Annotated in this window: 18 protein-coding genes; 6 read left to right on the forward strand and 12 right to left on the reverse strand. The window is 41.4% G+C overall.

Annotation, left to right across the window (positions count from 1 at the left end; translation table 11 throughout):
- Positions 1–70: 70 nt before the first annotated feature.
- Both DESOR_RS03780 and DESOR_RS03785 read right to left on the reverse strand, forming a co-directional pair.
- Complete coding sequence (locus tag DESOR_RS03780) at positions 71–1,306, reverse strand: ABC transporter substrate-binding protein (RefSeq protein WP_014183281.1); 1,236 nt, start codon at positions 1,304–1,306, stop codon at positions 71–73.
- A 246-nt stretch (positions 1,307–1,552) separates the two neighbouring features.
- Positions 1,553–2,359 (reverse strand): carbon-nitrogen hydrolase family protein, encoded by an 807-nt coding sequence (locus DESOR_RS03785; RefSeq protein WP_014183282.1) that lies wholly within the window; start codon positions 2,357–2,359, stop codon positions 1,553–1,555.
- 248 nt (positions 2,360–2,607) lie between these two features.
- Between DESOR_RS03785 and DESOR_RS03790 the strand changes: the two genes are divergently transcribed.
- Positions 2,608–2,835: a glutaredoxin family protein gene (locus tag DESOR_RS03790; protein WP_014183283.1), complete on the forward strand. Its 228-nt coding sequence runs from the start codon at positions 2,608–2,610 to the stop codon at positions 2,833–2,835.
- 61 nt (positions 2,836–2,896) lie between these two features.
- On the opposite strand, the gene DESOR_RS03795 is transcribed toward DESOR_RS03790, so the two are convergent.
- Both DESOR_RS03795 and DESOR_RS03800 read right to left on the reverse strand, forming a co-directional pair.
- Entirely contained in the window at positions 2,897–4,072 is a 1,176-nt protein-coding gene (locus DESOR_RS03795; protein WP_014183284.1) for a pyridoxal phosphate-dependent aminotransferase, read from the reverse strand.
- Positions 4,073–4,089: 17 nt separating this feature from the next.
- Positions 4,090–5,067, reverse strand: coding sequence for a 2-hydroxyacid dehydrogenase (locus DESOR_RS03800; RefSeq protein WP_014183285.1), 978 nt, complete (start codon positions 5,065–5,067; stop codon positions 4,090–4,092).
- 169 nt (positions 5,068–5,236) lie between these two features.
- Between DESOR_RS03800 and DESOR_RS03805 the strand changes: the two genes are divergently transcribed.
- Positions 5,237–5,968 (forward strand): metallophosphoesterase family protein, encoded by a 732-nt coding sequence (locus DESOR_RS03805; RefSeq protein WP_014183286.1) that lies wholly within the window; start codon positions 5,237–5,239, stop codon positions 5,966–5,968.
- Between the two features lie 92 nt (positions 5,969–6,060).
- Here DESOR_RS03805 and DESOR_RS03810 read toward each other — a convergent pair whose 3' ends face one another.
- The 3 genes from DESOR_RS03810 to DESOR_RS03815 all read right to left on the reverse strand — a co-directional run bounded on the left by DESOR_RS03810 (position 6,061) and on the right by DESOR_RS03815 (position 8,712).
- Complete coding sequence (locus tag DESOR_RS03810) at positions 6,061–7,038, reverse strand: phosphodiester glycosidase family protein (RefSeq protein WP_014183287.1); 978 nt, start codon at positions 7,036–7,038, stop codon at positions 6,061–6,063.
- Positions 7,039–7,138: 100 nt separating this feature from the next.
- A complete protein-coding gene (locus DESOR_RS29615; RefSeq protein ID WP_014183288.1) occupies positions 7,139–7,303 on the reverse strand; it encodes a hypothetical protein in 165 nt (54 codons plus the stop codon).
- A 182-nt stretch (positions 7,304–7,485) separates the two neighbouring features.
- Positions 7,486–8,712 carry a S1C family serine protease gene (locus DESOR_RS03815; protein ID WP_014183289.1) on the reverse strand — a complete coding sequence of 409 codons (1,227 nt, stop codon included), beginning with the start codon at positions 8,710–8,712 and terminating at the stop codon, positions 7,486–7,488.
- Positions 8,713–8,966: 254 nt separating this feature from the next.
- Here DESOR_RS03815 and DESOR_RS03820 point away from each other — a divergent pair, with 254 nt between their 5' ends.
- Positions 8,967–10,997, forward strand: a complete 2,031-nt coding sequence (locus DESOR_RS03820) for a molybdopterin-dependent oxidoreductase (protein WP_014183290.1) — start codon at positions 8,967–8,969, stop codon at positions 10,995–10,997.
- Between the two features lie 85 nt (positions 10,998–11,082).
- Entirely contained in the window at positions 11,083–12,366 is a 1,284-nt protein-coding gene (locus DESOR_RS03825; protein ID WP_014183291.1) for a LysM peptidoglycan-binding domain-containing protein, read from the forward strand.
- A gap of 160 nt (positions 12,367–12,526) precedes the next feature.
- Here the strand turns inward: DESOR_RS03825 and cax are convergent, their stop codons facing one another.
- Positions 12,527–13,561 carry a calcium/proton exchanger gene (gene cax, locus DESOR_RS03830; RefSeq protein ID WP_014183292.1) on the reverse strand — a complete coding sequence of 345 codons (1,035 nt, stop codon included), beginning with the start codon at positions 13,559–13,561 and terminating at the stop codon, positions 12,527–12,529.
- Between the two features lie 107 nt (positions 13,562–13,668).
- On the opposite strand from cax, the gene DESOR_RS03835 reads away from it, so the two are divergent.
- A complete protein-coding gene (locus DESOR_RS03835) occupies positions 13,669–14,178 on the forward strand; it encodes a GNAT family N-acetyltransferase (protein ID WP_014183293.1) in 510 nt (169 codons plus the stop codon).
- Between the two features lie 103 nt (positions 14,179–14,281).
- Here the strand turns inward: DESOR_RS03835 and DESOR_RS03840 are convergent, their stop codons facing one another.
- From DESOR_RS03840 to DESOR_RS03855, 4 genes are all read right to left on the reverse strand, one after another.
- The gene (locus DESOR_RS03840) at positions 14,282–14,707 is read right to left on the reverse strand and encodes a universal stress protein (protein ID WP_014183294.1); all 426 of its coding nucleotides are present in this window, start codon (positions 14,705–14,707) and stop codon (positions 14,282–14,284) included.
- A 47-nt stretch (positions 14,708–14,754) separates the two neighbouring features.
- Positions 14,755–15,675 (reverse strand): SufB/SufD family protein, encoded by a 921-nt coding sequence (locus DESOR_RS03845; protein WP_014183295.1) that lies wholly within the window; start codon positions 15,673–15,675, stop codon positions 14,755–14,757.
- The gene (locus tag DESOR_RS03850) at positions 15,656–16,408 is read right to left on the reverse strand and encodes an ABC transporter ATP-binding protein (protein ID WP_014183296.1); all 753 of its coding nucleotides are present in this window, start codon (positions 16,406–16,408) and stop codon (positions 15,656–15,658) included. The genes DESOR_RS03845 and DESOR_RS03850 overlap by 20 nt, the downstream gene beginning before the upstream one ends.
- 177 nt (positions 16,409–16,585) lie before the next feature.
- Positions 16,586–17,227 (reverse strand): HAD family hydrolase, encoded by a 642-nt coding sequence (locus tag DESOR_RS03855; RefSeq protein WP_014183297.1) that lies wholly within the window; start codon positions 17,225–17,227, stop codon positions 16,586–16,588.
- A 184-nt stretch (positions 17,228–17,411) separates the two neighbouring features.
- Between DESOR_RS03855 and DESOR_RS30095 the strand changes: the two genes are divergently transcribed.
- A complete protein-coding gene (locus DESOR_RS30095; protein WP_014183298.1) occupies positions 17,412–18,944 on the forward strand; it encodes a L,D-transpeptidase in 1,533 nt (510 codons plus the stop codon).
- Positions 18,945–18,979: the final 35 nt, after the last annotated feature.

Raw genomic sequence — 18,979 nt, forward strand, 5'->3', positions numbered from 1 at the left:
TTGCACTAATGGGCGGTACTTAAGCACCGCCCATTAGTTTTCCTTACTCCATTTATCAACTTACCCTATACTATTTAGATCTAGCTTTTAGGATTTCGTCAATTGGGGGCATAATTTCTTCAGAACTTAAGGTATGAAGGTCTTTGGCAGTGAATACCCCATCTACTTTGGCGACAACCCCGTAAGACATAGGAATTGCCACTTGATGATCCTCTTTACGCATGGTTGCTTTTCCTACCGGAGTATCAATGGTTAAGCCTTCCATAGCGTCAATAATTTTCTCTCGATCCGTGCTTCCCGCTTTGGCAATTGCTTCACCTAAGAACTTGCCTCCCATGTAACCATATAAAGCAAAAGCTGCAGGTTCACGATTGTATTCCTTTTTAAAGGCTTCAACAAAGGCTTTGTTTTCCGGAGTATCCGGATAAGTGCTTAGGTAAGGATTGGTTCCCATGACCCCTTCCGGAGCCTGGTCTCCTAACGGTCTGAGGGTAGCAGGATCGTAGCTGGTGTGAGCCCAAACAGGTACATCTTGGATTAAACCCGTCGCTTTAACGGCTTTCATGAAAGCTACCATATCTGCTCCTCCGGTTCCAACCACCAGTACATCCGGTTTAGCACTGCGAATGGCATTAATGTAGGGAGTGAAATCAGTTTCTCCGACACGCCACCAGGATTCTCCCATCTTTTCGACTCCCGGCTTAAGATCGGTGAGGTTTTTCCAAAGGTTATTAATGACTGAGTGACCATATTCATAATCGCTTCCGGCTAACCAAACTTTTTGGTAGTCCGTCTTAGAAAGCTGAACCGCACCGGCTTTACCGATAATTGCTGTATTCGGCAAGGTACTGAAAACATAGCGGTGACCTGATTCTCCCGTGATTTTGTCACTCATTCCGCCCCAGACGATAAAAGGAACTTTTGTTTCTTTAGCATACTGGGAGACGGCCAGTGATCCGGCGCTATTCGTTGTTCCTGCTAAAAAGTCCACTTCTTCACGCATAACTAATTCTTTAGCCCAACTGGTTGATTTATCCGGTTTAAACTCATCATCACGAGTAACATATTCAATTTTTGGGCCGCCATTTTCAGCTATTTCTTTAATTGCCAGCTTAAAGCCATCCAGAGAGTCACTGGCATATACAGCAGCGCCTCCGGTGTAAGTATCGATTATTCCAACTTTTATGGGTTTTTCTTCTGTTTTAGTGTCTCCCTTGCTCCCGCAGCCCGAAGCTAATAATGCAGTAACTAACAGCATAGAACCCAATTTAAGGAGTGTTTTTTTTGTTCCTACCATTCTAACCATTCTGTTTTCCCCTCAATCTTTGCTATTTTTTTCTTAAGGTAACATAGGTTTGTTTTACCGTGTTGTAATTTTGATGTCTTTTTTCCGTCCTACCATACTTCCTTTCTCAGGGTTTAGATTCCCTTAACGACAATTTTCGGCGATTTAATTACCAAGAGGGCAAAAGAATATGTATGAATTATAACAGGTGAATGTAGAACAGACAACAGTTATTTTGAGGTGTATTATCACACTCTATTCAAAGTTTTAATACAAATCTTCCCGACGCTGTCTCCACACGGGGATTGCTTCTCTGGTTTCATTGATTTGTGCTAAATCCAGATCTACTAGTAAAATTCCAGGTTTTTCGTCCAATTGAGCCATGACTTGCCCCCAAGGGTCGACTGCTAAGGAATGGCCATAAGCAACATAGGATGATTGGGAATCACGGGCCGGGGAACCCCCCAGCATAAAAATCTGATTGTCAAGGGCTCTGCTGCAAAATAATAATTCCCAGTGTGCCGGACCGGTGGTCATATTAAAAGCAGCCGGTACAAAGACTACATTGGCCCCATTTTTAGCCATTTTTCTCGTTAATTCAGGAAATCGGATATCGTAGCATATTTCTACCCCGAATTTTCCCCAAGGTGTTTCAAAGATTGTAGCACTGTTTCCTGGGGCTAAAACTTCCGATTCCGTGAATTTAATACCGTTTTTGACACAAACATCAAACAGGTGGACTTTTTGATGTTTGACAATTATCTCACCTCTGGGGTTGAACACAACACAGGTGTTGTATAGAAGTTCTCCTGCTAATTCAGGGATTGAACCACCTACTAGGAATAGTTTATGGGCTTGAGCCAGTTCTGCCAGACGAACTGTAGTTTCTCCAGAAGGGATAGTTTCAGCATAATCCCGGAAACAATGAATGTCATAGGGGCAGTTAAACATTTCAGGCAATACTGCAAGCTGAGCACCATCTCTTGCAGCTTTCTCCAGCATGAGTGCAGCTTGGTCCAGGTTTTCTTGCTTATTTGCCGTAACGAGCATCTGACATAAAGCAATTCTAAGCATACTGTTTAACCTCCTTTAATTTTTTATTTTACTGAAAAATGTTCTACTATACCCCGAAAAAGCCCACAAAGCGGTTGCGGTAATTGCGGAGCCTGGGTCCTCTTTCGCCGTCCTGCAAGAAGGCTAAGTCGTGCGAAGACAGTGTTTTCGTGGGCTTCGACCCGAAGTATATTCTTGGACTAAATGGATTGAATGAAAACTGAGATAATTGCAATACTACAATTAGTTTAATGACAGGAGGTAAGATTATGAAAAACGTAACCATTTTTACTAATAATACCTGACCGTATTGTTCAGCAGCGAAGAAGTTTCTTTCGCAAAACAGTATTCCATTTGTTGAGAAGAATATTAGTTCGGATGAAGAAGCTCTAATGGAACTCCAACGCAGAAATGTAACCAGTGTTCCCACTTTTTTGGTGGGAGATGAAACTGTGATAGGCTTTAATAAAGAAAAGTTAATGGCTCTTGTACATTAAAAAGGTTACTTTTTAAAACCGCTGGGGATAATGCCCCAGCGGTTTCCGTTGTTTGGCTTAACTATTTTAGCTTGCCTAAAGACGTTTCAATACGGTTTAAAGCTTTCTCGATGTTTGCTACTGAATTTGCATAGGAGAAACGAAGGTAGCCTTCGCCATAAGCGCCGAAAGCAGTACCTCCTAAACATGCTACACCGGCGTCATTTAAAAGGTAATCGGCGATCTCCTTGCAGTCTTTGCCAAAGGATTTAAAATTGGGAAATACATAAAAGGATCCTTCCGGCAAAAGGCAACTAACTCCTGGAATAGAATTTAAGCCATTAACCATGATATCCCGGCGGTTTTTAAATTCAGCAACCATTTTGTCAATATCATCTTGAGGTCCTGTAAGGGCTTCCTTTCCAGCCATTTGTGTAAAGGCAGATGTACAGGAGTTAGAATTAACCATTAGCTGAGCAATTCGTGCTGCAATGTCAGGGTGCATGACGCCATAACCTAAGCGCCAGCCTGTCATGGCGTAGGTTTTTGAGAACCCATCCAGGATAATCGTCCAGTCTTTCATATCCGGCAATGAGGCAATGGAAAGGAGGGGAGTATCACTATAAACAATGCGGTCATAGATTTCATCAGAAAGAACCAGAATATCTTTCCCTCTCACTAACTCAGCAATTGCTTTAACATCATCGCCGGTCAGAACTCCGCCGGTAGGATTTCCTGGGGAATTAATAATCAGCATTTTTGTTTTAGGTGTTATTAATCTGGCGAGTTCGCCGACATCTAATCGGAACTGGTTTTCTTCGCGTAAGGGAATGGGTACTGGGGTTCCGCCGACAAAGCGAATCACAGATTCATAAATGGGGAAACCCGGGTTAGGATAAATCACTTCATCGCCGGGATTAACGGTTGCCATAATGGAAAAAAACATAATGGGCTTACCGCCTGGGACGATAACGACATCTTCAGGGGAAGCGTCTACTTTTTTATGATTACGGATATAGTTGGCAATGGTCTCCCGGACTTCCGGAATACCGGGAGCGGGGGTATAGTGTGTATATCCGCCGGTTAAAGCCAAACAAGCTGCATCAATAATATTTTTAGGAGTATCAAAATCCGGCTCACCGATTTCCAGATGGACAACATCCTTACCTTGAGCTTCTAACTTTTTTGCCTTGGCCAAAACTTCAAAGGCAGTTTCAGTACCGAGAAGGGCCATTCTATCAGCAAATATATTTTTCATAAAAACACACTGCCTTTCTAAGATGAATAGACTTCAGGGTTTAAACAGTTGGGGGGGAGTTCCCCTTTCATGGCTGCTAAGATATTAGTGACAGCAATAATTCCCATTTTAGTTCTAGTATCAATGGTAGCGCTGGCAATATGAGGACAAACGACAGCATTGTCCAGTTCCAACAGACCTTGTGTAAACTCTGGTTCAAATTCGTAAACATCCAGACCGGCTCCCCAGATTTTGCCTGTTTGCAGAGCCTTAACCAGAGCAGCTTCATCAACAACGGGACCACGGGAAGTGTTGATGAGAATTGCGCTTTCCTTCATAAGATCTAATTCTTTTTCTCCTATTAAATGAAGGGTAGCTGGGAGCAGAGGAGTGTGGATGGATACGAAGTCTGATTCTTTAAGAAGAGTTTCCAGGCTTACAAATTCCCCCCCTGTTTCCCTTTCAAATTCGAGGTTAGCTTTTGCACTGTTATAGAGAACTTTCATGTCAAAAGCTTTTGCCCTTTTAGCAAAGGATAAGCCGATTCTTCCCGCCCCTATTACTCCGACGGTTTTGCCAATGACATCTTGACCAAGAAAGAGCATGGGGCCCCAACTCTTATATTTGCCCATCCTTGAGTATTTGTCAGATTCAACAACCCTTCGGGCCACTGAAAATAATAAAGCCCATGCCATTTCTGCTGTCGTATCCGTAAGTACTCCAGGTGTATTAGAAACTAAAATACCTCTTTCTGTTGCAGCTGAAACATCTATGTTATTATAACCGACAGCATAGTTGGCAAAAATTTTTGCTCCTCTGGCGGCATCCATTACCTCAGCATCAATAGGATCAGTAAGCAGACATAAAACAGCATCCCGGCCTTTAACTTTTTCTAATAGAACGGGTTTGGAGAGAACTTCACCTGTTCGGTTAACTTCTATGTTGCAGTACTCTTCAAGCATGTCGAGAGCAGGCTTAGGTATTTCATTAGTAACATAAACATTCCAGCGATTCATGTTAAACCTCCCTATACGTAGTCTATTAGATTCTATATGAGTATTAAGCCCAAATGCAAGTGGGATTATGAGGCCAATTTAATTAAAATATAGTGAGTCAGATGTTATAATATTAGGAGGAGCATAGACTTAGAGTCTGAGTAAACGGATAGGCGAGTAAGGAGTCTGTATGGAAAAAATTGCAATTATTTCAGATATTCATGGAAATATGCCGGCCTTAGAAGCAGTGCATAATGACATTGATGCCAGAGGTATTCAAAGAGTTTTTTGTCTGGGCGATTTAGCCGGAAAAGGGCCTAATCCCGCAGAGACTGTCGATGAAATTCGAGAATGGTGTGAGGTTGTTATTAAAGGCAATTGGGACTATTATTTGTCTGAGCAATCGGGGCATGAAGTCTTAATGTGGCATCAGAATCGATTGGGAGTTGAGAGACTGAACTATCTAAAAAAGCTTCCCATCTATCAAGAATTTTATATCAGCGGCAGATTGCTAAGACTGTGTCATGCTTCCCCAAATGATTTGTTTCATAGGGTTTATCTTTCTACGGAAAAAAATCAGCGCCTGCAGTTGTTTGAAGCCACGCCGACCCTTAAGGCTGAAGCGGATGTCGTCGGATATGGGGATATACATGGCGCCCATATTGATCATTTCGAGGGAAAGACCATTTTTAATGTCGGCAGTGTCGGTAACCCCCTTGATATATCGCAAGCTTCCTATGGGATTATTGAAGGGAATCTAAACGATAAACAATGTGGACCCTTTACAATATCTCTTGTGAGAGTACCTTATAACATTGAATTGGCAGTAGCTCAAGCAGAATTGACGAATATGCCGGAGAAACAAGATTATATTGATGAATTAAGAACAGGGATTTATAGAGGATTAAAGCATAAATTGTGAGCTGCATCCGTCAATGTTACATTGGTGAATGCAGCTCTCTAAAGATTCTACTTAATATATTGGGATTGACTTGGATAAGCACGCTAGCTGCTTTATGGGCTTGTTATTTTAGGGGTTACAATAAATGCAGTCGGTACATAACGTTCACCAAAAACACTGCATGGACGATTCATGATTAAGTCTTTATAAACAAATACCGAAGAAGAACCTCCATCGAGATTGACTGCTGTAACTGCGCCATAGTTATAAAAGACATTCATCAGGTCCCGTAAAGTTGCGCCCAAACTCCATGTCGGCTGACGACCGTCTATGACAACAAAAATTACTGTACCATCTGCCCTTTGGCCAATACCTGTCCTAGGAGCAATTCCCCAGCCTCCGTCACCCAAGATTGCGGGTTTGCCGTCTATAATAAGATTTGGCCCGAAGGTAACAGCTTGGAGAATATGGTGTTCCATTAGTTGATTGGCGGTCATTGTTTCACTAATTAATGTTCCTTGATCATCAAATCCTACGATGTTGACAGCCCGATTTCCAACATTGTTATGAACGACTTCACCGTTCTGAACAGTTAAGCCATCGGGGAATGCCCCGTTTCCTTTACCGTCAGGGTCATAAAATCCTCCGGCATTAATACCGGCTATAGCCCCCAGATCCTTTACCATACTGCTGACTTTTTCCCCATAAGCTCCAAGTTTTCTTGTTACCACCAGTTTTACCCGTTTGGGGTCTTTGATCAGCATCACTTTGCCTCGAAAGCTTGGACCTTGTATGTCTTCTACAGTAATTTCCGGACTGGTATCGGTTACCTTTGTCTGAGCAATAACTTTTTCGACTCTTGTTTGCGGAGAGTTATTGAGGTTCAAAATACGGTCTATCTCTGATTGTGATAGAAAAAGCTGGACAACTTGGGGATGTCGAGAATTGAAAACGGAACCAATGGCTACAGTTTTTAATGCTTGAAATGGTCCCCAAAAGATGAAAAATGGAGCAAGAATTGATGCAAATATGAAATTAAAGCATAAAAATGCCAATGACATTCTTATGCTTTTTTTAATTCTTGTTCTCATATACCCTCATACTTTCTACAGAACTAACTTTATCATAGCATTATATTCTAGTTCTATAAAGGGGTGAGGTGATACTATTTCCTTTGCGGGCAGGTGGCTATCAGGAAAGATCTGATGAATTAGGATAAATAGTTGTCCATTGAGAAGCATGTTGATAAATGACAGGGTCTTTTTCCGTTATCATTTCTGCATGAGTGTCAGAATCTAATGGTTCGATACATTCTTGGTAAAGATCTAAAGGTATAAATTTGCAATGGTTTGGCATTTTTTCATCTCCTTCCGGACTATTTTAACATTGTAATATTGTTTTGGTTCTTTTAAAATGTGTAACAAACCTGGATATTATGTATGCCGCAAAATAAAGAGGACCTTCTAAACAAGCCGGAATAAGTGAGCTTTGCTTAGAAGGCCAAATTGAATTCCGCGAGAGCTGAATGGTCAAGTTTTTTAAGTTGAAGAGAGTTCTCCTAATGTTACATCAACATTTTTCGTTTGTCCGTCTCTTATAAATGTTATGGAAACTTTTTCGTTAACTTTATGCTTATAAAGCTCCCGGACAAGGTCTGATGAGTTTTGAATTTGAACATTGTCAACCTTGGTAATAATGTCACCTCTCTGGATGCCAGCTTTTCCTGCGGGTCCGTTCAGTTGAACGCCGGAAATATAGGCTCCCTGTGGTTTGCTGTTAACTTTAGCGTAATCATTATATTGGTCATCCGTAGTGACTAATAGAGCCGGATGTTTGGCAACGCCTGTATCAATTAACTGCTGCAGGGTTGGCATTGCATCGGAAATTGGGATTGCAAAACCCATTCCTTCAAAACCTGTTTGTGCGTATTTAGCGGAATTGATACCAATAACCTGGCCTTGATAATTCACAAGGGGTCCGCCGCTATTGCCGGGATTGATGGCAGCATCTGTTTGAATCAGGTTATAACTTGCCTCTCCCTGAAGGTCAAGATTTCGATTAGTTGCAGAAATGACGCCTGTTGTTACGGAACGGGCAAATTCATCTCCGCCAGGATTGCCAATGGCTACTACAGACTCTCCTACTTGGACTTTTGAGGAATCACCAATGGTAACTGCCGTAAGATTAGATGTATCGGAAATTTGTAAAACGGCAAGATCCGTTCGTGGATCAGCGCCAATCAGTTTAGCATCTACTGTACGTCCATCACTTAAGCTGACGGTAATTTTTTGAGCACCTTCAATTACATGGTTATTGGTGGCAATATAGCCTTTTTTGGCATCAATGATAAAACCGGATCCGCTGCCTACCTCTTGAAGATTTGAGTCAAAGGAGAAACCTCGGCTCGATTGGAAATTAGCAACTCCAACGACGGCAGGTCCGACGTTCTTAGCAATAGCTTCTACAGGAAAGTCTGTTGAGCTGGAAGAAAGATTTGACACTTGAGTGTAAGAAGTATTGGCCGTCTGCAGTGGTGCAGATGTTTTATCCGGATAGATATATGGTACTGCGGCGACAGTTGTAAGTCCGCCGACAACAGCACTAATTAAACAAATACCGGCAATTGCTGCTAGTTTTCTTTTCGGTTTATCTTTAGCAATTGGCTGCTGAACAAAATAAGTGCTCTCTGCTTTCTGTTCGGTATTTACAGTCTGATCCGATAGGTTATTGTTGTCATTGTGTTCTGAAAGAATTTCCTCATCCATGATTGTCATATCCTCCTCATTGTCTATAATTGTTAAGCTGGTCATTAATCATTTGCTGTAACTTAAGGTTAGCCCAAATATGTGAAGGAAAAGCATACAAATTATGAACATTTTTCGGAGGATACGTTGATAATTTGTGATCAAGTTTCTTTTAATGAATCATTAGCATCTTACTTTTGACAGGCAGTCAAAAAAATGGTTAAGTTATTTTAATACATCAGTTAAGGATTTGATATTAAAGAGGAAGTGTTGTTATGAATTTGAGATCAAAAGTAGTGCGATCGGTCTGTCCTTACGATTGTCCGGATGCGTGTGGATTATTAATAGAAGTGATTGATGGACAAGCGGTGAAAGTAACAGGAGATCCGGAACATCCTTTTACCAGGGGGACTCTGTGTCCCAAAATGGCCCATTACGAGCGGACAGTGCATTCTCCTCATAGAATTACCCAGCCCTTAGCGCGTACCGGTGAGAAAGGAACGGGTCAGTATAAACCAATTTCTTGGGATGAGGGGGTTGAACGAATTGTCTCCACTTGGAAAGAGATTATTTCTCAATACGGAGCAGAAGCAATCCTGCCCTACTCATATGCCGGGACAATGGGGATGGTCCAACGGAATTGCGGGGAAGGATTTTTTTACCGATTAGGGGCTTCACGTTTAGACCGTACTATTTGCTCCTCGTCTAAGGGTTACGGATGGTCGGCTGTTATGGGGGAAACCCTAGCGCCGCATCCTGATGAAGTTGGAAAAAGTGATTTTATTATTTTGTGGAGCACCAATGCCTTAGCGACCAATATTCATCTCTTAAATTACGTTCGTGAAGCAAAAAAGCGTGGTGCGGTTGTCTGGTTGATTGATACCTATGAGAATCCTACTGCACGGCTGGTTGATAAAGTCGTTCTAGTGAGGCCTGGCCGTGATGCCGCTTTAGCGTTAGGTATGATGCATATTCTTGCTAGTGAAAACTTACTGGACCAATCCTTTATATCTAGTTATGTTCAGGGGTTTGAAGAGCTTCGCCGGGAAGTATTGCCGGATTATTTTCCGGAAAAGGTCTGTCAAATAACTGGGATTGAAGAGGGATTGCTCCGTGAGCTGGCACTTTATTATGGCAAAGCACGAGCGCCTTTTATCGCTCTCGGATCAGGACTTTGCCGCTATGGTAATGGAGCTATGACTGTTCGGGCGATTACTTGTCTTCCCGCTATCATCGGAGCATGGAATAAACCGGGAGGAGGCTTGTTAGTCAGCACCTCTACAGGCAAGGCTTTTCCTACAGATAAAATAACGCGTAAGGATCTATTAACCAAGTCGACAAGAATGGTTAATATGAATCAACTTGGTTCTGCGCTGACAGAATTATCCTATCCGCCCATCAAGAGTCTTTACGTCTATCACTCTAATCCGGCTGTTGTTGCCCCTGACCAAAGGATGATAATCAAAGGACTTATGAGGGAGGATTTGTTTACGGTTGTTCACGAACGATTTATGACGAATACTGCCGGGTATGCAGATATTATTTTACCAGCGACAAGCTCTTTAGAGCATTCCGATATTTACAGGTCTTACGGGCACTATGGTATTCAGAAAGCTGCAGCGGTTATTCCACCTGTCGGCGAAGCAAAGTCTAACTGGGAGGTTTTTCAGTTATTGGCTCAGGCATTAGGCTTTACCGAGTCCTATTTCAAACAAACGACGGAAGATTTAATAGAGGGGCTGATTGATCCGCCTACAGAATGGTTGGCTGGAGTCGAGCTGAAAAAGCTTCGAGGAGGATATCCCGTCGAACTCCCGTTGCCGGGCAATTATAAAACAAGGTTTTTGACTCCTTCCGGTAAGATTGAAATCTATAATCCAAAAGAAACAGAACCCCTGCCTTACTATTTTGCACCTTATGAAGATGATGCACCATTTTATTTAATGAGTGCTCCCAGCTTGTATTCCCTGAATTCTTCCTTCAATGAACGGCCAGATTTACTAAGTAAGAAAAAGGGTCCCTGTCTTTTAATGAACCCTCGGGATGCCGAGGACAAGAAACTTCTTGATGGGCAGAGGGTAATCGCCTTTAATGTGCGAGGAGAAGCGAGGTTCTCCCTTAAAATAACTGAGGCGGTTCCCCAAGGTGTTGTGGTCACGGAAGGGTTATACTTCAGTAAAAATATCGAAGACAGTACGGTGAATGCGTTGACATCTCAACGATTAACGGATAAAGCAGCAGGCAGCACGCTATATGACGTCAAGGTGGATGTCCGCAATGGGGAGGGGGTAAAGCCCACAACTTAAAAATATCCGGAAGCTTTTCTGGTTCGCATATCCTTCTCTAAACATAAATTAACAGGAGAGATTTTCAGTATAGAGGAGGATTGTTATGCAAATTTATGTGGTTAAGCCGGGGGACACTCTAAGTAAAGTAGCCCGAGCTCATGGAATCACTGCCCGAGAGATTGCGGATGCCAATCAGGTTCCGGATTCCAACCGGTTGGTTGTTGGTCAGACATTTGTGATACCGATCAGAGGTCAATATCACTGGGTTCAGCCAGGAGATAGTCTATGGCTGATAAGCCGCCGCTATAACGTGTCGGTAGCTGAACTAATTGAAATAAACAATATCCAGAATCCCAACAATATACCCATTGGCTTGCGTTTATATTTGCCGCAGAAATCCAAAAGAATTGTTGACACGAATGCATACATTGATCCCAGGATGACAAGGGCAAAATCGGCGGTGGCCGTTGATAAAGTAGGAGAGCATCTGACTTACTTAGCTGTTTTCAGCTACGCAGTAAATCGGGAGGGAAATCTCACTCCCGTCGAAGATCAGCCATCCATTAATGCTGCCTACAAGGATCGAGTTTTACCCCTTTTGGTTTTGACTAATTTCGAAGCAGGACAATTCAGTACAGAAATTGCTACAACCATCTTGACGAACGAGAGTCTGCAGGATCATGTCTTAAATCAAGTGCTTCAAATAATGGAGGAAAAAGGATATAGAGGTTTGGATTTTGACTTTGAGTATTTAGGAGCGGAAAATAGAGTAAGGTATGTTCGCTTTTTACAAAGAGCACAGCAGTTGATGAAAGCAAAGGGGTATTATATTTCTGCAGCGCTGGCACCTAAGTTTAGGGCCGAACAACGCGGAGTTCTTTATGAGGGTCATGATTATCAAGCTATCGGCCAAGTCGTGGATTTCATCTTTTTTATGACCTATGAATGGGGATGGTCGGGTGGCGAGCCAATGGCAGTATCGCCGCAGCCTCAGATGAGAAAAGTAATGGAATATGCTGTATCTGTCGTACCAAAAGAAAAGATTATGATGGGGATGCCTTTGTATGGGTATGACTGGACCTTGCCCTACGTGCCCGGAGGCAAATTTGCTAAGTCAATCAGTCCTCAAAAAGCTTTAGAGTTAGCTATCCGCTATGGTGCGGGGATCAGCTATGATAAAGAAGCACAGGCTCCTTGGTTTCGTTATACTGATGAACATGGGAAACGGCATGAAGTCTGGTTTGAAGATGCACGAAGCGTACAGGCTAAATTTGATTTAGTCAAGGAACTTGGAATACGAGGTTTTTATTATTGGGTATTAGGAAATGACTTTCCGCAAAACTGGCTGCTGATTGAAGAGAATTTTATTGTAAGGAAAGGTTTGTAAATGGGAAAAAAGGCTATGGAGTTGAGGCAGCACCTCAGCTCTATAGTCCTTTTCAGCCATCTTTTGGCTTTAGAAATACTTGCTATCGGATTCCTTCTGTAGCCAATTTTTCAGATAATTATTGGGCAGGAATTTAGTTTATGAAGGTGGAAGTAACCCTCTATACAAAGATGAAGGCTAAAGCCATAATCAGGTATGCTCCTAATAACTGCGCCCCTTCCAGCCAGTTGGAACGGCCGTCCAAGCTTATAACGGCAGTACTTACGGTACCCATGATAATAACAATCAGTTCATAGCTGGTAAATAATAAGTCAAGAGGCTGACCTATTATATAACCAACAAAAACGAGCAGCGGGGCGACAAAGAGTGCTATTTGGGTGCTTGAGCCGATAGCGATTTCAAGGCTGATATCCATCTTGTTCTTTAGGGCCATTAGAATGCTTGTAGAATGCTCAGCAGCGTTACCGATAATAGGAATAACAATAACTCCGATAAAAAGCTCGCTGATACCAAGAGTGTTGACGACAGGATCAATGCCTTCGACCAAGAATTCACTCTCGATAACGACAAAAAGGGTAGCGATCAGCAGAATGGTCATTGTTTTAAGCTTGGACCATTTAGGAGAATCGGAACTTTCTTGGCTGGGGCGAAAAACATCTTTGTGGGTATGAAGCGAGAAAATTAAACTAAGGATATAGACTATGATCAAAATTCCGGCAACGCCAAGACTTAATGGCTCAGCAGCAGGATTGGCGTGGGTATGGAGAAAGACGGCTGGAATGATTAATCCAGTTACCGCGAGCAGAAGCATGGATGTATGCATTCCGGCAGCAGCACGATTAAATTTCTGGGACTTAAATTTAAAACCTCCGATAAGCATACTCAATCCTAAGACAAGCAAAAGATTGCCTATGATAGATCCAGTGATGGAAGCTTTAACCACTTCAACAAGTCCGGCCTTAAGAGCAAAAAAAGTGATAATTAGTTCGGCAGCATTACCAAAGGTCGCATTGAGCAGACCTCCCGCTCTCGGACCAACATAGATGGCGATTTCTTCTGTAGCTTTACCCATATAGCCGGAAAGAGGAATTATGCTTAAACAGGCTGAAAGAAACAGTAACACCGGTGAATAGTTTAAGAGATGCAGAAAGATGCTGACTGGAATTACCAATAGTAATAAATTAAGATACCTCACTAATTAACCCCCTCAAGATTCAAAAGTGACTACTCATCATTTAAGTCTATTTGTTCCCGTATGTCAATATTTGGCTCAAACTATAAAGGATAATAAGGAGAGAGACTATGAAAAAGTTCATTGAGACAAGTTTGCCGGGTTTTCAACTGCGATTTGCTGAGGTTGAAGATGTTTCCTTAATTCTGGATTTTATTAAAGAATTGGCGGACTATGAAAACATGCTGCCCCAAGTTCGGGCAACAGAAGATGAACTGAGAGAATCGCTTTTTAATAATAAAGTTGCAGAAGTTATTATAGGGGAATATCATGCTAAACCTGTGGCCTTTGCCCTGTTTTTCCACAACTATTCAACCTTTTTAGGTAAAAGCGGAATTTATTTAGAGGATTTATTTGTAAAGCCTGATATGAGGGGGCATGGATTTGGCAAGATTATCCTTTCGTATCTTGCCAGATTAACAATTGAGAGAAATTGCGGCAGATTAGAGTGGTGGTGTTTAGACTGGAATGAGCCGTCCATTAAATTTTATAAGAAGATGGGCGCTGTCCCCATGGATGAGTGGACTGTCTATCGAGTGACTGATGAGGCTTTATACAAATTAGCCAATAGCTCGACCTAATTGGGAACTATCGTATTAAGGTTGAAGATTAAGAAAATGACTAGCGTTCATAACGCTAGCCATTTTTGGCAGGGAATTTTTTATTGAATGCAGCCGTGAAGGGTTACTTAACAATAAGTACTGGGCATTGAGCTTGAGCTAGAACACGTTGTGTAACACTTCCTAAAATTGCGCCTGTCAGAGCTCCGTGACCAACGGTTCCCATGACTACTAAATCAAATTCTCGTCTGACTTCGTCCAAGATGCCGCTGGCTGCTTGTCCGGATATATATTTCTTTGAGAAACGCACGCCACTTATATCAATGTCTTTAAGAGTTACTTCCAGAGCCATTTCACCGTTCTTCTCGATTTCCTCTTGGCTGATGATATTGTTAAATCCCATTTGGTAGCCGTAGTAGGACTCTTGGTCCGGAGTTACATGGAAAAGTTCCACTTCAGAATCAAATTTTCCGGCCAGCTCCAAGGCAGCCTTAAGAGCCTGACGTGATGGGCCTGAGCCGTCTGTGGGTACTAATATTCTTTTGTACATAAATCCTAGCCTCCTTTTTAAATGTATTGTGTTTATTATAATCGATCTTATTTAAGAAATCCATCAAGAATTATATTTTCAGCTTCCTGTTCCGAGAATCCGAGAGACATAAGTTTGATTAATTGTTCAGACTCTATTCTGCCAATTGCAGCCTCATGGACGAGCTGTGCTTCACTGTGATGGGCGGAAACTCTGGGGATAGAAACAACCTGGGCATTATGCATAATGATAGCATCACATTGTATATGGCCACGGCCTTTATTTCGCCCGACAAGATCAAAGTTAAATAGTTGCTTGGAATCCCCTTGAGCAACTGAACGAGAGATAATTTGGGCAGAGGAGTCTACACCTAATAGCTCGACAATAATATTGGATTCTGCTTCTTGTTCCTTATAAGTAAGCAGCCGTTCAGTAACAACAAGCTTGGCGTTGTCCATTAAACGGATTTCAGTATCTCGTTTTGTTTGATCAATTCCTTTAATTTGAATTAATTCCAGTTCAACGACAGCGCCTTCTTCTACTTCTATAATGGTCTTGGGATTTAGAACCCGCTCGCCGGAACCGTCGCCTTGCCCATAGTGTTTTTCAACATATTTGAGCTTGGCTCCTTTTCGAACGTAGAAGGTGTGTATACCGTCATGCTGAGATTTGCGGTGTCCGGAGTTATGGATGCCGCATCCGGCGACAATTAAAACATCCGAATATTCCCCAACTTCGAAGGTATTGTAGACAACATCATTGATATTTTCTTCTGTCACAATAACCGGAATATGGACGCTTTCTCCTTTGGTATAAGGTTTAATGATAACGTCAATTCCGGAACCGTCTGTCTTAGTGACGATGTCAATATTAGCAGTAGTGTTGCGCTGGACTCCAGCTCCATTTTTTCGTATGTTAAAGGCACCCTGTGGAATCTCATGGAGATCGGCCACTTTCTCAAGCATCAACTTATCCAAGGCATTCAGCACTTTGACCAACCCCTTTTACACATTTAGTACTACATGCACAAGCAGCGTTGTTCATGATCCCAGCAAGAATGATATCTCGTTCGGATTGTGCGCTGATCATTCCGTTGGACATGATGATTATTTCATCAGCAAGTTCCATGATTCGTTCCTGGTGAGAAATAATTACAATGGTTGTATCATATTTCACGTGGATATCTCTGAAGGTTTCGGCTAACTTTTGAAAGCTCCATAAGTCTATCCCGGCTTCAGGTTCGTCGAAAACCGCTACCTTTAGATTTCGGGCCAATACCGTTGCAATTTCGATTCTTTTCATTTCCCCACCGGAGAGACTGACATCTACATCGCGATTAAGATAATCTTGGGCACACAATCCAACATCATACAATAGATCGCAAATATTAATTTTTTCAGGGTTATGGGAGGCAGCCATTCGTAAAAGATCCTTCACTTTAAGGCCTTTGAAACGCGGAGGGTTTTGGAAAGCATATCCAATACCCATCCGGGCTCTCTCCGTAATATTTAAAGGTGTTATATCTTGACCGTCCAGTTGAATTTTACCTGAGGTAGGATTGTAAACACCCATAATAATTTTAGCCAGAGAAGATTTTCCGCCCCCATTTGGACCCGTGACTACGTATATTTTTTTTTCATAGAATTTCAAATTAATATTCTTCAGAATTTCAAAGCTTTTATCTCCTTCTACTTCCAAAGAAACTTGCTGAAGCTCAAGCATTTATATTCCTCCTTTGTGTCACAGTCACCTATGATCAACAATAACACAATTCTGAACTTAATTGTAGCTACGACTTTGAGAAATTGATCTTTTGTAGTAATTATTTAGCAGATTCGAAGGGTACTGGGTGTTATACACGTTGATTTGAAAGAGACGGCCTTGTTTTGCCGCCTCTTTTTAAATGGTTTTTCTGATCCAGTCAATAAACGATTCTACATTTTCAAAGGCAAAGGCTGGATTCATTGCAAGAACTTTCTGAACCTGTGCTGTTTCAGCCCATAGCGCGCTGATTGACCATACGCCTGCTTCCTTAGCGGCCCAGACATCATAAGCAATGTCACCCACATAAGCTGTTTCCTCAGGTTTGAAATTCCAATGTTTAAGTATTTGAACAATATGTTGAGGTTTACTGGCTTGGTGTTCAGAGCCGGTGATAATTACTTCGAAAAAACGTTTAATTCCTGAATGCCTTAGGGATATTTCCATGCTTCCGGCACCTTTTCCGGAGACAAGTGCCAGCTTTATATTTCGTTCCTGCAGATGAGTTAAGGCGTCAATGATGCCGGGAAATGGATCAGGGCTATCTACATGCAGCCGGTTGTATTCGTCTAAATAAAACTGCAAGCTTTCTTGCCACGAATCCGGAAAAAGCTTCTTGAAAATACCATCTTCTGATGGTCCGAATAAAGAAGATAATTCATTGGCCGAATATTCACGTCCGGTGAATTTCAGCAGTGTATTACTTAAACTGGTGCGAACAATCGGCAAAGAATTGATTAATGTACCGTCCAGGTCAAATATAAATCCTTTTAACTTCATACGTTACCCCTTTAACCAAAATACCGATAATTACAATTGAAATCTTAAGGCTTTAGCTATTTAATTTTATTACATTATTAGCTTGAATGCTACTTATTTATTGATAATACTACGTCTAATTGTACAAGGTTGAGAATACCATAGATTGGAAGGACTAATTGTTAATCAAAGGAATGAGGTAAAATTGAATACTCAATCAGCTTCAAAATTAAAAGCTAATTTAGTTCATCTAAACAATGGTTACTACTTATCTAAAAATGATCCTTTATTTTGGAAGAAGCTGTTGCAAAGGCAATCAGAAAATGAAGAAGCGTTATTTCACTTGGGATTAGATTTTAAACGAGAAGCCCGAAACTATTTAGAAAAATTCTATGTTACAAAATCTGAAAAGTATTTGGTTATGTACCACAAAACAATAGCTCAAGCGTTAGACTTTGTTCGGCGTTCGTTCAGAAAAGGATATATTCCCGCAAGACTTGAACTTTTGAGATTGGAACAGGACATACAAGCCGATAAGAACAAAATTGCCAAACTTAACGAACCATCAACCTTTTCTAAAAAGCAAATAATACTTTTATTGGTTGTGGCAATTCTCATCAGCATTATTGTCGGAAGTTTGCTCCATTTTCAAAAGTCATTCGTCACAAACCATCATTATGCTTACTTACTTCCTTACGAAGTAATTGATCATCAACCTGAGCAATCTTTGGATGCACTAAACAACCAATCAGTGGTTATTATTGCTGAAGGGGAGAAGAGTAAAGAGAATATTGTAAATGCTCTTATTATGAAGCTGAAGGCAGATTATGAAAAGGAGCCACAATCTGCAAAACAAGTACTAGCCTTTGATGAAAAGAAACAAGAACTTGGAATGGCAATTTGGGAAGGGGGGGATAAGCCGATTCAGGTCTTTATTTATCCTGACAATTCTATGGAAATGATGAGTAACCAAGAGCTTCAATTATGGGAGGCCACAACTGTAATAAGAAGTGCTTTATACCAATTTGCTAAAAAGAATGGGCACCTGCCCACTAATTTAGAACTGCTCTGCCAGTCTTACCCCAATAATTATTTAAGTGAATTGCCTAAGGAACCTTTTTATTTAAAAAATACAGTTACAGCCTTTCCCACAAAAGATGGGGGGTGGCTTTTTTCCTTTAAAGAATCTACTCCTGAAAAGGATTTGATTTCCCTAGTCAAAGATAGTTTAATGCCTAACCTTTCCTATGCTGAAGATATTCCGTTTCAGCCCTTGGCAATTTCTATTAATAAGACAAACAATACCTTATCCCTAGTATCCGAAAATAGAATCATTCGTAAGTATGAGGCTTCTCTTGGTAAAGATGATGCCACTCCTGAAGGAACTCTGTTAATATCCCGAAAAATTATGAATCCGGATAATTACGTACCTCCTAAAGATAATGTTTACGGGACGAGGGCAATGGAATTATCAAATCTGAATTATGCAATCCATGGAACCAATCATCCTGCAGAGATTGGCAAAAATATCTCTCACGGTTGTATACGTTTAAAAAATTCGGATATGGAGGAGCTGTATGCATTAGTTCCATTAAATACGCCTGTTGAAATTTCTAAGAAGCCCTCTTTTCTGATCTCATCGGATACAGGCTATTATGTGCCGAATGGGGATTTATACAAGTACAGCGATAATCCCCTAGAAGAAGATCCTTTTACAGAGTATCACTGGGCACAATAAAAATGCCGGCGAATAATCGCTGGCATTTGTTATTT

The organism is Desulfosporosinus orientis DSM 765 (genome assembly GCF_000235605.1).
GTDB classification, from domain to species: domain Bacteria; phylum Bacillota; class Desulfitobacteriia; order Desulfitobacteriales; family Desulfitobacteriaceae; genus Desulfosporosinus; species Desulfosporosinus orientis.

Excerpts from the sequence above, each read along its gene's own strand:
- DESOR_RS03780 (WP_014183281.1), bottom strand. The coding sequence starts at position 1,306 with ATGGTTAGAATGGTAGGAACAAAAAAAACACTCCTTAAATTGGGTTCT.
- DESOR_RS03785 (WP_014183282.1), bottom strand. The coding sequence starts at position 2,359 with ATGCTTAGAATTGCTTTATGTCAGATGCTCGTTACGGCAAATAAGCAA.
- DESOR_RS03795 (WP_014183284.1), bottom strand. The coding sequence starts at position 4,072 with ATGAAAAATATATTTGCTGATAGAATGGCCCTTCTCGGTACTGAAACT.
- DESOR_RS03800 (WP_014183285.1), bottom strand. The coding sequence starts at position 5,067 with ATGAATCGCTGGAATGTTTATGTTACTAATGAAATACCTAAGCCTGCT.
- DESOR_RS03805 (WP_014183286.1), top strand. The coding sequence starts at position 5,237 with ATGGAAAAAATTGCAATTATTTCAGATATTCATGGAAATATGCCGGCC.
- DESOR_RS03810 (WP_014183287.1), bottom strand. The coding sequence starts at position 7,038 with ATGAGAACAAGAATTAAAAAAAGCATAAGAATGTCATTGGCATTTTTA.
- DESOR_RS29615 (WP_014183288.1), bottom strand. The coding sequence starts at position 7,303 with ATGCCAAACCATTGCAAATTTATACCTTTAGATCTTTACCAAGAATGT.
- DESOR_RS03815 (WP_014183289.1), bottom strand. The coding sequence starts at position 8,712 with ATGGATGAGGAAATTCTTTCAGAACACAATGACAACAATAACCTATCG.
- DESOR_RS03820 (WP_014183290.1), top strand. The coding sequence starts at position 8,967 with ATGAATTTGAGATCAAAAGTAGTGCGATCGGTCTGTCCTTACGATTGT.
- DESOR_RS03825 (WP_014183291.1), top strand. The coding sequence starts at position 11,083 with ATGCAAATTTATGTGGTTAAGCCGGGGGACACTCTAAGTAAAGTAGCC.
- DESOR_RS03835 (WP_014183293.1), top strand. The coding sequence starts at position 13,669 with ATGAAAAAGTTCATTGAGACAAGTTTGCCGGGTTTTCAACTGCGATTT.
- DESOR_RS03840 (WP_014183294.1), bottom strand. The coding sequence starts at position 14,707 with ATGTACAAAAGAATATTAGTACCCACAGACGGCTCAGGCCCATCACGT.
- DESOR_RS03850 (WP_014183296.1), bottom strand. The coding sequence starts at position 16,408 with ATGCTTGAGCTTCAGCAAGTTTCTTTGGAAGTAGAAGGAGATAAAAGC.
- DESOR_RS03855 (WP_014183297.1), bottom strand. The coding sequence starts at position 17,227 with ATGAAGTTAAAAGGATTTATATTTGACCTGGACGGTACATTAATCAAT.